Below are 13,361 nucleotides of genomic sequence, written 5' to 3'. Positions count from 1 at the left end.
CGGCCGTTCAGGCCGCATGCTATTCTCAGCCGGCTGCTTTCCTCGGGGAGCGGCCTCCACAGCGTCTTCAGGGCGGGGTGCAATTCCCCACCGGCGGTAGGTTTCCGTGAGGAAACAAGCCCGCGAGCGCTCCCGGTCCTGCCGGGAGGTCAGCAGATCCGGTTCGATGCCGGAGCCGACGGTCACAGTCCGGATGAAAGAAGACGGCGTTAGCGCGTCCCAGGCGGGGCGGGCGGCGCCATGCGCCTTGGGGCGTTTTTCGCTCACCACCGCGGGAAACGTTTCATGAAAATCCAGCATTCCGTCGCCGCCTTCCTCGCGGGAGGTCGCTGACATGTTCACCGGCATCATCCAGGCCGTCGGCCGCATCGCCCGGCTGGAACCGCGCGGCGGCGACGTGCGCCTCGTCGTCGACACCGCCCCCCTCGACATGACCGACGTCGCCCTGGGCGACAGCATCGCCGTGTCCGGTGTCTGCCTCACCGTGGTGGCCTTCGACGCCGCCAGCTTCGCGGCCGATGTCTCCAACGAAACCCTGGCCCACACGACCCTCGGCAAGCACAAGGCCGGCGATCCGGTGAACCTGGAGAAAGCCCTGCGCCTGGCCGACCGCCTGGGCGGGCACATGGTCTCGGGGCATGTGGACGGCGTGGGCAAGGTGGTGTCCGTGGCACCGGACGGCCGCTCCTCGCGCTGGACCTTCGAGGTGCCCGGCGAGATAGCGCGCTACATCGCCCACAAGGGCTCCGTGTGCATCGACGGCACCAGCCTCACGGTGAACGAAGTCGGCGGCAACCGTTTCGGGGTGAACCTTATCCCCCATACGGTGGCACATACGGCTTTCGTCGCCCGGCGCCCGGGGGACGCCGTGAACATCGAGGTCGACGTCGTCGCGCGCTATGTCGAGCGGCTGCTCACCGGCGGCGATGCCCCGCGCCTCGACGAGGCTTTCCTGAAACAGCACGGCTTCGCCTGAGGAACCGCTCCGCATGTCCTTCAACACCATCCCCGAGATCCTCGAGGACCTCCGGCAGGGCCGCATGGTCGTCATCCTCGACGACGAAGACCGCGAAAACGAAGGCGATATCGTCATGGCCGCCGAGAAGGTGCGGCCGGAAGACGTCAACTTCATGGTCCGCGAGGCGCGTGGGCTGCTGTGCCTCACGCTGACCGAGCGGCACACCCGCCAGCTGGGACTGAAGCCCATGGTCAGCGACAACACGTCGCCGTACCACACCAACTTCACCGTTTCGATCGAGGCGGCCGAAGGCGTCACCACCGGTATCTCCGCGCAGGATCGCGCGCACACGATTCGCGTGGCCGCGGCGAAGGACGCGAAGCCCGCCGACATCATCATGCCCGGGCACATCTTTCCGCTGACCGCGCAGGCGGGCGGTGTACTGATGCGCGCCGGGCATACCGAGGCCGGCTGCGACCTGGCCGCGCTGGCCGGGTTGGAACCCTCGTCGGTGCTGATCGAGATCCTGCACGATGACGGTTCCATGGCCCGGCGACCGGAACTGGAAGTATTCGCGGCGAAGCACGGCCTGAAGATCGGCAGCATCGCCGACCTGATCCGTTACCGCCTCGAAACCGAGAAGACGGTGGAGCGCGTGCACGAGGAGGACGTCGATACCGAGTTCGGTCCCTTCCGGCTGGTCGCCTTCCGCGACGCCATCCGTAGTGGCCTGCACTTCGCGCTGACCCGGGGCGACGTGGACGACGGCGAACCGGTGCTGACGCGGGTGCATGTGCGCAACACGCTGTCGGACGTGCTCCACCTTCGCCGCGACGACCTCGGCCAGACCGCGACCGATGCGCTGCGACGCATCCACGAAGCGGATCGCGGCGTGCTGGTGGTGCTCTCGGGCGAGGACAGTGCCGATGCGCTGCTGGGTCGCCTCAAGCGCCATGCCGTGCCGGTGCCCACGCCGCGCGACGACCAGGAGTGGCGTCAGCTCGGGCTCGGTGCGCAGATCCTTGCCGACCTCGGCGCGCGGCGCCTGCGCGTGATGGGTACGCCGCGCCGCTTCGTCGGCATTGCCGGCTTCGGCCTGGAAGTGGTGGAACAGGTAGGCTGATCCTCCCGCGGGTTGCCTTCCACACCGCGACCCTCTATTGCTACCGCCCCGTGCCACGACCCCGCGAGACCATGCCCCCGACCTACGACATCCGCCTCATCGCCCCTTCCGGTTACCCGCAATCCGCCGAAGCCATGCGCCGGGGCATCGCCCGGCTGGAAGCGGCCGGCCACCGCGTAACCGGCCAGGAAGTGCTCGCACGTCGCGAATTGCGCTTTGCCGGCAGCGATGCCGAGCGTGCGGCCGACCTCAACGCGCTGGCCGATCCCTCGCGCGATCTTCCCGATATCGCCCTGGCGATCCGCGGCGGATACGGCGCGCATCCCCTGTTGCCGCTGCTCGATTACGAGGGCCTGGGCCGCCGCCTGCGTGGCGCGCCCGTGGCCCTGTTGGGCCTGAGCGACTTCACCGCGTTGCAATGCGCGCTGTATGCGAAGAGCGGTCTGGTGACGCTCGGCGGGCCCATGCTGGGGGGTGATTTCGGCGCGGCCAGCCTCGATGCCCAGACCTGGGCGCATGTATGGGAGACGCTGGCGGCGGAAGAAGGGCAGGCGACGTGGGATGCGCCGGAAACCTCGGACATCCACGTCGAAGGCACCCTCTGGGGTGGCAACCTGGCCATGCTGGCCGGGTTGGCCGGCACGCCGTATTTCCCGGCGATCGACGGCGGCATTCTTTATGTGGAAGACCTGGCCGAGCCGCCCTACCGCGTGGAACGCATGCTCTACCAGCTGCTGCATGCCGGCGTGCTGCGTCGCCAGGCGGCGCTGGTGGTGGGCGACTTCATCAACTACCGGGTGACCGAATACGACAACGGCTACGACGTGGACGTGGCGCTCGACCGCATCGCCGCCGCGAGCGGCGTACCCATCGTCCGCGGGCTGCCCTTCGGTCATGGCCCGCGCAAGTTCACCCTGCCGTTCGGCGCACCGGGCCGGCTGCGTGTCGCCGCCGGACAGGCCCGCCTCACGTTCACCGGCCATCCCCGGCCGAAAACCCCGTAAAATACCCGGCCGCCCGGCGGCCGTTTCGCCACAGGACATGCGTACATGAAGATCATCGAAGGCGATTTCGCCACCCCGAAAGGCCGTTTCGCCATCGTCGCGGGTCGTTTCAACAGCTTCGTCGTCGAGCCGCTGATCGAAGGCGCGCGCGACACCCTGGTCCGCCACGGCGTGAGCGACGACGCGATCGACCTGATCCGCGTACCCGGCGCCTGGGAGATCGCACAGGCCGCCTACAAGGTCGCCGGTGCCGGCGGGTACGCCGCCGTGATCGGCCTGGGCGCGGTCATCCGTGGCTCCACGCCGCATTTCGACTACGTGGCCGGTGAGGCCGCCAAGGGCCTGGGGCAGGCCGCGTATGTCTCGGGCGTGCCGGTGGCCTTCGGCGTGCTGACCACCGACAGCATCGAGCAGGCGATCGAGCGTGCCGGCACCAAGGCCGGCAACAAGGGCAGCGATGCCGCCATGGTCGCCATCGAGATGGCCAACCTCTACACGAAGCTGGCCCGATGAGCACGCCGCACGGGATCGACCTGGCTGCCCGCTCCCGCGCGCGCCGTCGTGCGCTGCAGGCGCTGTACGCGTGGCAGGTGGGCGGCGCCAAGATGGGGAACGTCATCGAGCAGTTCCGCCATGAGCAGGACATGGTGGTGGCCGACCTCGAATACTTCGAGGACATCCTGCGCGGAGTCGAGCAGCACGTGAAGGAACTGGACGAAGGCATCAAGCCCTTCGTCGATCGCGAAGTGGCGCAGATCGATCCCATCGAGCTGTCCGCCCTGCGCATGGGTGCCTACGAGCTGAAATACCGTCCGGACGTTCCCTACCGCGTCGTCATCAACGAGGCGGTGGAAGCCACCAAGCGGTTCGGTGCCGACCATGGCCACAGCTATGTGAACGGTGTCCTCGACAAACTCGCGACGCACTGGCGTACCGCCGAGAAGCGATCCTGAGCCCACCGCGAATCCCCGCGGGACAAGGAACCTGCATGGAATTCGACCTGATCGACCGCATCCGCCGTCACACCAGCGTCCATCGCGACGATGTGCTGACGGGAATCGGCGACGATGCGGCCGTGGTGGCCGTGCCCGCCGGGCGTGAACTGGCGATCGCGGTGGACACGCTGGTGGAGGGTATCCATTTTCCGCCGGGCACCGATCCGGCGGACATCGGCTGGAAAGCGTTGGCAGTGAATCTTTCCGATCTGGCCGCCATGGGGGCCACGCCCGCGTGGGCGCTGCTGGCGCTGACCACGCCCGACGGCGACGAAGCCTTCTTCGACGGCCTGGCCCGCGGTTTCGCCGAACTGGCCACGCCTTATCGCCTCGCGTTGATCGGTGGCGACACCACGCGTGGGCCGCTGACGGTCACCGTGGCGGTCCACGGCTTTATCGCACCGGGCGAGGCGTTGCTGCGTTCCGGCGCGCGCGTGGGCGACGCGGTGATGGTCACCGGCACGCTCGGTGACGCGGCGGCCGGCCTGCGTTGCCTCGAGGAAAACGACATCACACCCTATGCCGGCATGATCGAGCGGCTGAACCGGCCGGTGCCGCGCTTGTCGGCCGGGCAGGCGTTGCGCGGGGTGGCCACCGCCTGCATCGATATCTCCGACGGCCTTGTGGCCGACCTGGGCCACATCTGCACGGCCAGCGGCGTGGGTGCGTCCATCGATGCCGCGTTGCTGCCGCGCTCGTCCGCGCTGCTGACGCATTTCGCCGAGGCCGACGCGCAGGACTTCGCGCTGAGTGGCGGCGACGACTACGAGCTGTGCTTCACGGTACCCGCCGACCAGGCGGCTGAGGTGGGCGCCGTGCTTTCGCGGCTCGGCTGCGGTGCCACGCGCATCGGGCGCATCGTCGAAGGCGCGGGCGTGCGCGTGGTGGATGCCGCGGGAGAAACCCTTGCGCCGGCGCGCAGCGGCTGGAACCACTTCGCGGCATGAGCACCAAGTACGTCCTCGATCCGGCCGACCGCCGCCGCCTGCTGACCTCGCCGGCGGGCTGGCTGGCCTGCGGGTTCGGCTCGGGCCTGACGCCGAAGGCGCAGGGTACGTTCGGCTCGGCGGCGGCGATCCTGCCGTGGCTGCTGCTGCGCGACCTGCCGCCGCTCGCCTGGATGGCCATCCTGGTGGTGAGCTTCGCCGTTGGTGTGTGGGCGTGCGAAATCGCCGGGCGCATCCTCGGCGTGGCCGACCATCGCAGCCTGGTCTGGGACGAGTTCGTCGGCCAGTGGATCGCCTTGCTGCCCGCACTGCTTGCCCCGTGGTGGGTGGTGCTGGCCGGGTTCGCCCTGTTCCGCCTGTTCGACGTGTGGAAGCCCTGGCCGATCGCGTGGTTCGATCGTCGGGTGAAGGGTGGCCTGGGCGTCATGCTGGACGATGTCATCGCCGGCCTCTTCGCGGCGGCCGTGCTGTCGCTGGTCCTCTTCTTCGTTCGCTAGGAATACCCCGATGGAATACCGCCGTCTCGGTTCGACCGGCCTCAAGGTGTCCGCGCTGTCTTACGGCGCGTGGGTGACGTTCGGCCGGCAGGTCGGGCGCACGCAGGCCCGCGAGCTGATCGCGCTGGCCTACGACCGTGGCGTGAACTTCTTCGACAATGCCGAAACCTACAACGCGGGTGACGCCGAGCGCCTCATGGGCGACGTGATCGCCGACCTGCGCCTGCCGCGCGATGCGTATACGGTGTCCAGCAAGGTCTACTTCGGGGCGGTGACCGACCCGAAACCCACCCAGCGCGGCCTGTCGCGCAAGCACGTGTTCGATGCGTGCCACCAGGCGCTGCAGCGCCTGCGCGTGGATTACCTCGATTTGTACTTCTGCCACCGTGCCGACCCCGATACGCCGATCCTGGAAACCGTGCTCGCCATGGACGCCCTGGTCCGGCAGGGCAAGGTCATGTACTGGGGCACCAGCGAATGGACGGCCGTGCAGATCGAAGAGGCGCATCGCGTGGCCCGCGAGCACCACCTCATCGCGCCGTCGATGGAGCAGCCGCAGTACAACCTGCTGCATCGCGAACGGTTCGAGCGGGAATACGCGCCGCTGTACGAGCGCTATGGCATGGGCACCACGATATGGTCGCCGCTCGCGTCGGGCCTGCTGACGGGCAAGTACAACGACGGCGTGCCGGACGATTCGCGCCTGGGCCAGCCGGGCAATGTCTGGTTGCGTGACGAAAAGCTCGAAAACGACGGGACTTGGCTGCACACCGTGCGTGCCCTCGCGCCGATCGCCGCCGACCTCGGTCTACCGATGGCCACGATGTCGCTGGCCTGGTGCCTGAAAAACCCGCACGTCTCCACCGTGATCCTCGGCGCCAGCCACACGTCGCAGCTGGAAGCCAACCTGGGGGCGCTGGATGCGGTGTCCCTGCTGGACGAAGGCGTGATGCGCCGGATCGACGGCGTACTGGGTCAGAGGTCGCCGTAGAGTGCCTGCAGCGCGGCGATGGCGGCCAGGCCCGCCGTCTCCGTGCGCAGGATGCGCGGGCCCAGCCTCAGGCCGGTGAAACCGTGCGCCGCCAGTGCCGTGCGGTCGCGCTCGCCGAAACCACCCTCCGGGCCGATGGCGAGTAGCGCGGGGCCGGTGAGGGCCAGTTCCCCGGGGCGCCGCGTGCCCTCGGGTAGCAGGGCGAGCCGCATGGCGCTGTCGTCGCCCAGGGCGGCCAGCCAGGTCGCCATCGGCACGGCTGCGTCCACCTGCGGTACCCGCGCGCGGCCGGATTGCTCGCAGGCGCTGGCGGCCACGGCGCGCCAGTGCAGCAGGCGCTTCTCGCCGCGCGCGGCATCCAGTTTCACCTCGGACCGCTCGGTAAGGATCGGCACGATGCGGCCGACGCCGAGTTCGGTCGCCTTTTGCACGATCAGGTCCATCTTCTCGCCGCGCGCCACGCCCTGCACCAGCGTCAGCGCCAGCGGCGATTCGTTGTGCACGGGGCGACCCGCACCCACATGTGCCACCACTTCGCGCTTGCCGACGCTGGCCAGCGTGGCGTCGAATTCCATGCCGTCGTTGCCGGAAAACAACACCACCGGCGCACCGGCTTCCAGGCGCAGCACGCGGGCCACATGTTCACCTGCTTGGGCGGGCAGGGTCAGGTCCTGCCCGCTGGTCAGCGGCATGTCGACATGGATGCGAATGCTGCGCATGGTGGCGTCCCTCGGGGGCAAACCGCCATTGTAGCGACGGCGCGCCGCCGCTAGCGGGTGGCGGCGTCTATGCCGGCGATGGCGGTATCCACCATGAAGTCGATCTCGTCTTCCGTGATGGCGTAGGGCGGCATGAAGTAGACGATGTCGCCCAGCGGACGTAGCAGCGCGCCGTGGGCCAGGCCGTGGCGGTACACGCGCAGGCCGCGTCGGTCGCCGGCCGGGAACGGTGTGCGCTTCGCCTTGTCCGCGACCATTTCCACGGCGGCGATCATTCCGGTCTGGCGGACCTGCGCCACGTGCGGATGGTCCACCAGCGGGGCGATCCGTTGCGCCATGCGTGCGGCCAGCACGCGGTTGCGCTCGAGCACGGGATCGTCGCGGAAGATGCCCAGCGTGGCGGTCGCGGCCCGGCAGGCCAGCGGGTTGCCGGTGTAGCTGTGCGAGTGCAGGAAGGCCTTGCCCGCCGCGTATTCCGCGTAGAACGCCTGGTACACGTCCTGCGTGGTGAGCACCGCCGACAACGGCAGGAAACCGCCGGTGAGGCCCTTGGACAGGCACATGAAGTCGGGCGAGACACCGGCCTGCTCGCAGGCGAACAAGGTGCCCGTGCGGCCGAAGCCCACGGCGATCTCGTCGGCGATGAAGTGCACGTCGAACTCGTCGCACAATGCGCGCAGCCCGGTGAGATAAGACGCGTCGTACATGCGCATGCCGCCGGCGCACTGCACCAGCGGCTCGACGATCACCGCACAGGTTTCGTGCGCGTGGCGTTCGAGGATGTCGCGCATCTGCGCGAGGCGGCGGGTGGCGATCTCGCGTGGCGTTTCGCCCGGTTCGCCTTCGTAGGTGTCGGCGGAGGGGGCGAGCTCCGGCGTCAGCAGCAGCGGCGCATAGGTTTTCCGGTACAGCGCCACGTCGCTGACCGAAAGCGCGCCCAGCGTCTCGCCGTGGTAACTGCCGGTGAGCGCGATGAACCGGGTCTTCTCGCCGTGGCCGCGGTTGAGCCAGTAATGGAAGCTCATCTTCAGCGCCACTTCGATGGCCGCGGAACCGTTGTCGGCCAGGAACACGCGATCCAGGCCCGGCGGCGTGATGCGCACCAGTTCCTCGGCCAGTTCCACGGCGGGCGCGTGGGTGAAGCCGGCGAAGATCACGTGTTCCAGCTTGTCGAGCTGGTCCTTCACCGCGCTGGCGATGCGGGGTTCCGCATGACCGAACAGGTTGGTCCACCAGGAACTGACGGCATCGAGGTAACGCCGGCCGTCGGTGCCGACCAGCCATGCCCCTTCGCCGCGTGCGACGGGTACCATGGGCAGGGTTTCGTGGTCGTGCATCTGGGTGCACGGGTGCCAGAGAACGGAAAGGTCGCGCGCGACGAGCGTGTCGGCCGCCTGGGAAGCGAAAAGGGTCTCGGTCATCGGCCCATCATCGCCCCCGGGCCGCCGTGCCTCAAGTAAGGAGTGTCGAGGTGATGGTTTGAAATGGCTTCGTCGGGTCGCCCTGGGCGTCGTCGTGCTGCTGCTTGCCGGCGGCCTGTTCTACTGGTTCCTGCCTGCCAGCGTGGCGGTGCCGCTGTTCGCCGCACGCGCGAAGGGCGTGGTGCTGGACGACCTGTCGGGCACGCTGTGGGACGGCCGCGCGGGTCGCGTCACGGCGCGTGACGGCCGCGAACTGGGCCAGGCCAGCTGGCGCCTGGGCCGTGACGCGATCCTCGGCCGCATCCATCTGCAGCTGCACATGGACGGTCGCGCCGGTCGCTTCGACGGGCATCTGGAGCGTACCGATCCCGATACCGTGCACTGGACCGGCGTCGATTTCCGGCTGGATGCCGCAGCGCTGGCCGGCCCGGCCTCTCCGCAGGACCTGGCGCCGCTCGGCGTGGTCGAAGGCCACATCCCGCGGGCCGACCTCCAGGGCAACTGGCCGCTGGCGCTGGAGGCGGTCGTCCGTTGGCACGCTGCGGCCGTGCGCACGCCGGAAGGCGTCGTGGCGCTGGGCAACCTGGCCCTGAAGGCGGCCAGCACCGGTGGCGTGCTGCGTGCCACGCTGGCCGACGACGGCCAGGGGCCGCTGGCCGCGAACGCGGCCCTTGCCGCCTCGCCGCTAGGCTGGCGCCTCGACGGTCGCCTGGCGCCGCGCGCTCCCGACACCGCGCTGTCGCATCTCATTGCCCGTTTCGGCCCGCTGGGTCGCGACGGTGCCGTCAACCTCCAACGCAAGGCCGGGCTCGCCCCCGCGAACACGCCATGACCAACACCCTCGACACCGCGCTTGCCGCTGCCCGGGAGGCCGCGCAGGCCGCGGCGGAGATCATCCTGCATTACTGGCGCTCGGGCGTGGAGGTGATCGTCAAGGGCGACGACACCCCGGTGACCGCCGCCGATCGCGAAGCCGAGATGGCGATCCGAGGCATCCTGGCCGCGGCCCTGCCGGAGGCGGGCATCTACGGCGAGGAATACGGTGCGGACGACACCTCGCGCGAGTACCTGTGGCTGGTGGACCCGCTGGACGGCACCAAGAGTTTCGTCCGCCGCACGCCGTTCTTTTCCACGCAGATCGCGCTGATGCACCGCGGCGAACTGGTGCTGGGCGTGTCCTCGGCCCCCGTGTATGGCGAGCGCATGTGGGCGGTGCGGGGCCGCGGCGCCTTCCTCGATGGCGAGCCGGTCCGCGTGGCGTCCACCGCCAGACTGGCGGAGGCGTCGATCTCCACGGGTAACGTGAAGACGCTCACCGCCGACCGCCGTTGGGATGCGCTGGGTGGCCTGATCCGCGACAGCAACCGCATCCGCGGCTACGGCGATTTCTGCCACTACCACCTGCTGGCGCGCGGCTCGCTCGACCTGGTCGTCGAGTCCGACGTGAACATCCTCGACATCGCCGCGCTGGCGGTGATCGTCACCGAGGCCGGCGGTATCTTCACCGACCTGTCCGGCGCCGCGCCCGGCCTGGACACGCGCAGCGTGCTGGCCGGCACCCCCGCGATCCATGCCGAGGCGCTGGTCCGGCTCACCGACGGTACAATCGACCGATGAACAAACGCCCGACGATCCTTGCGACGCGCGATGCGTCCACCACCCACTTCCGTCATGCGGAGGAAGTGGACCTGGAGTTCTCCAACGGCGAGCGCCGCACCTTCCAGCGCCTGAAAAGCAGCGGCCACGGGGCCGTACTGATCGTGGCCATGCAGGATGCGGACACCGTGCTGCTGGTGCGCGAATACAGCGTGGGCGTGGACCACTACGAGTTGGGCGCGCCCAAGGGCCGCATGGATGCCGGCGAGACCGCGGAGGAAGGCGCCAACCGCGAACTGAAGGAAGAAGTGGGCTTCGGTGCGCGCAAGCTCACCTTCCTCGGCACGCTGTCGCTCTCGCCGGCCTACATGACCCACCGCATCCACGTGGTGCTGGCCGAAGACCTCTACCCCGAGCGCCTGCCCGGCGACGAGCCGGAAGAACTGGAAGTCGTGTCCTGGCGCATGGACAACCTGCACGAACTGATCGCCCGCGAGGATGTCACCGACGGTCGTTCCATCGCCGCGCTGTTCATGGCCCGCGAGTACCTCGCCGGTCGCTACAAACCGGCATGACGGTGGCGTACGCGGATTGGCTCGACCCGGTCTGCGCGATCGCGCGCCAGGCCGCCGATGCGATCCTGGCCATCTACGCGCACGACTTCGAAGTGGTGCGCAAGGACGACGACTCCCCGGTGACCGCGGCGGATCTCGCCGCGCAACGTGTCATCGCCGAAGGGCTGCACACGCTCGCCCCCGGCGTTCCGGTCATTTCCGAGGAAGCCCTGGCAGCGCCGTGGTCCGAGCGCCGCACCTGGCGCCGCTACTGGCTGGTGGACCCGCTCGATGGCACGCGTGAGTTCGTCAAGCGCAACGGCGAGTTCACGGTCAACATCGCGCTCATCGAGGATCACCGACCGGTGCTGGGTGTGGTGCTGGTCCCGGTCTCGGGCGATCTGTATGCCGCGGTGTCCGGTGGCGGTGCCTGGCGCCAGCGCACGGTGGGTGCGCCCCGCGAGGCGCTGGCCACGCGGCCGGCCAACGGGCTGCTGATGGTCACCGGTAGCCGTTCCTACGGCACCGGCCGCACCATGACGCTGCTGGATCGCCTGGGCACGCACGAGACCTTCGCCCTGGGCTCGTCGCTGAAGTTCTGCGTGATCGCCCGCGGCGAGGCCGATATCTACCTGCGTCTGGGCGCCACCTCGGAGTGGGACACGGCTGCGGCGCAGTGCGTGCTCGAAGAAGCAGGCGGCGCGGTGCTCGACCTGGCCGGGCGCCCGTTCCGCTACAACACGCGCGATTCGCTGATCAATCCCGAATTCATTGCCTGCGGCGACACCACGGTGGACTGGGCGGCGCGCCTGATCGATCCGGACGACGCGGCATGAGCCGGCCCGTGGACGACCTCATCGCCATCATGGCGCGCCTGCGCGATCCGGCCACGGGCTGCCCGTGGGACGTGAAGCAAGACTTCGCCTCCATCGCGCCTTACACCATCGAGGAAGCGTACGAGGTGGCCGACGCGATCGACCGCCACGATATGCACGACCTTCGCGACGAACTGGGCGACCTGCTGTTGCAGGTGGTCTTCCATGCGCGCATGGCGGAGGAAGCCGGGCACTTCGCCTTCGGCGACGTGGTGCAGTCCATCTGCGAGAAAATGGTCCGCCGCCATCCGCACGTGTTCGACGAGGTGACGCATGAAAGCGACGCCGCGCGCTCGCGCGACTGGGACCGGTTGAAGGCGGAAGAGCGTCGCTTGAAAGGCGGCGACGATACCAGTGCACTCGCCGGTATCTCGCACGGCCTGCCCGAATGGCAGCGTGCGGTGAAACTGCAGAAGCGTGCCGCCAACGTCGGCTTCGACTGGCCCGATCATCGGCCGGTACTGGACAAGATCGTCGAGGAAATCGACGAGGTGCGCCACGAGTTCGACAACGGTGCGGACGAGGAACGTCTCACCGACGAAATCGGCGACGTGCTGTTCGTCGCGGCCAATCTTGCGCGGCATGCAAAGGTGGACGTATCGCGTGCATTGCGCGGTGCGAACGCGAAATTCGAACGCCGCTTCCGCGGCATGGAAGCCATCGCCGCCGGTGAAGGCCGCACGCTGGCGTCGTACACGCTGGAAGAACAGGAAGCCCTCTGGGCCCGCGTAAAAGCCATGTAGGAGCGCACGATGTGCGCGATCCCCCAGCCCCATCATGCGAATGAGGCGAGATGTCGGCACAGGCGGGGCTTGATGGGTGGTGCGTATGGATGAACGGCGCGGCATCAGCGCTTTGTTGGCTTTTCGCGCACATCGTGCGCTCCTACCCTGCGTATGGATGAACGGTGCGGCATCGTCGCCTTGTTGGCTTTTCGCGCACATCGTGCGCTCCTACAACAAAGCGTGCGCTCCTACGGCGCGGCGGTCGTAGGAGCGCACGCTGTGCGCGATGCTTTGATGTGCGCGATGCCTCTGGGGTTATTTCGCGTCAGGTGTCTTCGCGGCCATGCGCTGCTGCATGTGCTGCCTGAAGGCTTCCATGTCCTGGTGGCGCTTCTGGTCCTGGGCGAGGTTTTCGTCCAGGCTCTTGCGCAACGTGGCGATGGCCGCATCGACGTTCTGCGGTTGCATCTGCGCGCGGGCCAGGTGACGGTAGGCGTAGTCGCGGACCATCGGGTTCTGCGACTTGGCCAGCACCTCGTTGTATAGCGCCGGCAGTTCCTTCTGGCGGCCGGTGCTCACGTAAAGGCGCTCGAGCGAGCGGAGGTCGCCGATGACGCCGGCGTTTTCCATGCCGCCGTGGCCGTGACGGCCCCAGCCGCCGCGATCGGCGTGGCCATGGTCGTCGCCCTTGTTCCACTTCGGGCCACCTTGCGGGCCCTGCGCGGCATTCGCGGGCGGCGCCATGCGCGCGGTCGGAGCGGGCGGGGCCTGGGGAGCGGCATCCTGCGCATACGCGAAGGCGGCCGAGCCGGCAAGGAGGAGGGAAGCGGCACTGGCGAGAAGGGTCTTGCGTTGCATAGGGTATCTCCCGGTTGGACTTGCACGATGAAAAACGTGCCGCCCGGCAAGCCGTTGACCAAGCCGTTGCCGGCCGCTCAGGTTCGCGTGAAGGGCCT

Annotated in this window: 16 protein-coding genes and 1 riboswitch; of the genes, 13 read left to right on the top strand and 3 right to left on the bottom strand. The window is 68.7% G+C overall.

All coding sequences use genetic code 11. The features are described from left to right. The first annotated feature begins 59 nt into the window (after positions 1-59). A riboswitch (FMN riboswitch) is annotated at positions 60-209 on the top strand. Between the two features lie 125 nt (positions 210-334). The 8 genes from FA89_RS01220 (at position 335) to FA89_RS01185 (ending at position 6,515) form a co-directional block, all read left to right on the top strand. Beyond that, positions 335-976 (top strand): riboflavin synthase, encoded by a 642-nt coding sequence (locus FA89_RS01220; RefSeq protein WP_036137371.1) that lies wholly within the window; start codon positions 335-337, stop codon positions 974-976. A 13-nt stretch (positions 977-989) separates the two neighbouring features. Further along, positions 990-2,081 carry a 3,4-dihydroxy-2-butanone-4-phosphate synthase gene (gene ribB / locus FA89_RS01215; RefSeq protein WP_036137370.1) on the top strand — a complete coding sequence of 364 codons (1,092 nt, stop codon included), beginning with the start codon at positions 990-992 and terminating at the stop codon, positions 2,079-2,081. Positions 2,082-2,152: 71 nt separating this feature from the next. Continuing rightward, entirely contained in the window at positions 2,153-3,085 is a 933-nt protein-coding gene (gene ldcA, locus FA89_RS01210; RefSeq protein WP_036137369.1) for a muramoyltetrapeptide carboxypeptidase, read from the top strand. Positions 3,086-3,130: 45 nt separating this feature from the next. Beyond that, positions 3,131-3,598 (top strand): 6,7-dimethyl-8-ribityllumazine synthase, encoded by a 468-nt coding sequence (gene ribH / locus FA89_RS01205; RefSeq protein ID WP_036137368.1) that lies wholly within the window; start codon positions 3,131-3,133, stop codon positions 3,596-3,598. Beyond that, the gene (gene nusB / locus FA89_RS01200; protein ID WP_036137365.1) at positions 3,595-4,038 is read left to right on the top strand and encodes a transcription antitermination factor NusB; all 444 of its coding nucleotides are present in this window, start codon (positions 3,595-3,597) and stop codon (positions 4,036-4,038) included. The genes ribH and nusB overlap by 4 nt, the downstream gene beginning before the upstream one ends. A gap of 35 nt (positions 4,039-4,073) precedes the next feature. Next, positions 4,074-5,027 (top strand): thiamine-phosphate kinase, encoded by a 954-nt coding sequence (gene thiL / locus FA89_RS01195; RefSeq protein WP_036137362.1) that lies wholly within the window; start codon positions 4,074-4,076, stop codon positions 5,025-5,027. Further along, positions 5,024-5,524, top strand: coding sequence for a phosphatidylglycerophosphatase A family protein (locus FA89_RS01190; protein ID WP_036137359.1), 501 nt, complete (start codon positions 5,024-5,026; stop codon positions 5,522-5,524). The genes thiL and FA89_RS01190 overlap by 4 nt, the downstream gene beginning before the upstream one ends. A 10-nt stretch (positions 5,525-5,534) precedes the next feature. Further along, entirely contained in the window at positions 5,535-6,515 is a 981-nt protein-coding gene (locus FA89_RS01185) for a potassium channel beta subunit family protein (protein ID WP_036137357.1), read from the top strand. Here FA89_RS01185 and FA89_RS01180 read toward each other — a convergent pair. After that, a complete protein-coding gene (locus tag FA89_RS01180) occupies positions 6,500-7,234 on the bottom strand; it encodes a 16S rRNA (uracil(1498)-N(3))-methyltransferase (protein ID WP_036137354.1) in 735 nt (244 codons plus the stop codon). The genes FA89_RS01185 and FA89_RS01180 overlap by 16 nt on opposite strands. A 50-nt stretch (positions 7,235-7,284) precedes the next feature. Next, entirely contained in the window at positions 7,285-8,655 is a 1,371-nt protein-coding gene (locus tag FA89_RS01175; RefSeq protein WP_036137351.1) for an adenosylmethionine--8-amino-7-oxononanoate transaminase, read from the bottom strand. A gap of 58 nt (positions 8,656-8,713) precedes the next feature. Here FA89_RS01175 and gspN point away from each other — a divergent pair, with 58 nt between their 5' ends. The 5 genes from gspN to mazG are packed head-to-tail and all read left to right on the top strand — an operon-like array spanning position 8,714 to position 12,423. Next, positions 8,714-9,487, top strand: a complete 774-nt coding sequence (gene gspN, locus FA89_RS01170) for a type II secretion system protein N (RefSeq protein WP_036137348.1) — start codon at positions 8,714-8,716, stop codon at positions 9,485-9,487. Then, on the top strand, positions 9,484-10,272 hold the full coding sequence (locus FA89_RS01165) for an inositol monophosphatase family protein (protein WP_036137346.1): 789 nt from the start codon (positions 9,484-9,486) through the stop codon (positions 10,270-10,272). The genes gspN and FA89_RS01165 overlap by 4 nt, the downstream gene beginning before the upstream one ends. Continuing rightward, a complete protein-coding gene (nudE, locus tag FA89_RS01160; protein ID WP_036137344.1) occupies positions 10,269-10,826 on the top strand; it encodes an ADP compounds hydrolase NudE in 558 nt (185 codons plus the stop codon). The genes FA89_RS01165 and nudE overlap by 4 nt, the downstream gene beginning before the upstream one ends. Then, positions 10,823-11,641, top strand: a complete 819-nt coding sequence (gene cysQ, locus FA89_RS01155) for a 3'(2'),5'-bisphosphate nucleotidase CysQ (protein WP_036137342.1) — start codon at positions 10,823-10,825, stop codon at positions 11,639-11,641. The genes nudE and cysQ overlap by 4 nt, the downstream gene beginning before the upstream one ends. Beyond that, positions 11,638-12,423, top strand: coding sequence for a nucleoside triphosphate pyrophosphohydrolase (mazG, locus tag FA89_RS01150; RefSeq protein WP_036137340.1), 786 nt, complete (start codon positions 11,638-11,640; stop codon positions 12,421-12,423). The genes cysQ and mazG overlap by 4 nt, the downstream gene beginning before the upstream one ends. 297 nt (positions 12,424-12,720) lie before the next feature. Here the strand turns inward: mazG and FA89_RS01145 are convergent, their stop codons facing one another. Further along, positions 12,721-13,263 (bottom strand): hypothetical protein, encoded by a 543-nt coding sequence (locus FA89_RS01145; RefSeq protein WP_036137337.1) that lies wholly within the window; start codon positions 13,261-13,263, stop codon positions 12,721-12,723. Positions 13,264-13,361 lie beyond the last annotated feature (98 nt).

Source organism: Luteibacter sp. 9135, from assembly GCF_000745005.1.
Lineage (GTDB): Bacteria > Pseudomonadota > Gammaproteobacteria > Xanthomonadales > Rhodanobacteraceae > Luteibacter.
The sequence above is the reverse complement of the archived record's forward strand: the minus strand, read 5'-3'. Positions and strand labels throughout refer to the sequence as shown.

Coding starts and splice junctions, on each gene's coding strand:
- ldcA (WP_036137369.1), top strand. CDS start 2,153: ATGCCCCCGACCTACGACATCCGCCTCATCGCCCCTTCCGGTTACCCG.
- FA89_RS01220 (WP_036137371.1), top strand. CDS start 335: ATGTTCACCGGCATCATCCAGGCCGTCGGCCGCATCGCCCGGCTGGAA.
- FA89_RS01190 (WP_036137359.1), top strand. CDS start 5,024: ATGAGCACCAAGTACGTCCTCGATCCGGCCGACCGCCGCCGCCTGCTG.
- cysQ (WP_036137342.1), top strand. CDS start 10,823: ATGACGGTGGCGTACGCGGATTGGCTCGACCCGGTCTGCGCGATCGCG.
- ribH (WP_036137368.1), top strand. CDS start 3,131: ATGAAGATCATCGAAGGCGATTTCGCCACCCCGAAAGGCCGTTTCGCC.
- FA89_RS01175 (WP_036137351.1), bottom strand. CDS start 8,655: ATGACCGAGACCCTTTTCGCTTCCCAGGCGGCCGACACGCTCGTCGCG.
- FA89_RS01180 (WP_036137354.1), bottom strand. CDS start 7,234: ATGCGCAGCATTCGCATCCATGTCGACATGCCGCTGACCAGCGGGCAG.
- FA89_RS01165 (WP_036137346.1), top strand. CDS start 9,484: ATGACCAACACCCTCGACACCGCGCTTGCCGCTGCCCGGGAGGCCGCG.
- nusB (WP_036137365.1), top strand. CDS start 3,595: ATGAGCACGCCGCACGGGATCGACCTGGCTGCCCGCTCCCGCGCGCGC.
- FA89_RS01145 (WP_036137337.1), bottom strand. CDS start 13,263: ATGCAACGCAAGACCCTTCTCGCCAGTGCCGCTTCCCTCCTCCTTGCC.
- ribB (WP_036137370.1), top strand. CDS start 990: ATGTCCTTCAACACCATCCCCGAGATCCTCGAGGACCTCCGGCAGGGC.
- FA89_RS01185 (WP_036137357.1), top strand. CDS start 5,535: ATGGAATACCGCCGTCTCGGTTCGACCGGCCTCAAGGTGTCCGCGCTG.
- nudE (WP_036137344.1), top strand. CDS start 10,269: ATGAACAAACGCCCGACGATCCTTGCGACGCGCGATGCGTCCACCACC.
- mazG (WP_036137340.1), top strand. CDS start 11,638: ATGAGCCGGCCCGTGGACGACCTCATCGCCATCATGGCGCGCCTGCGC.
- thiL (WP_036137362.1), top strand. CDS start 4,074: ATGGAATTCGACCTGATCGACCGCATCCGCCGTCACACCAGCGTCCAT.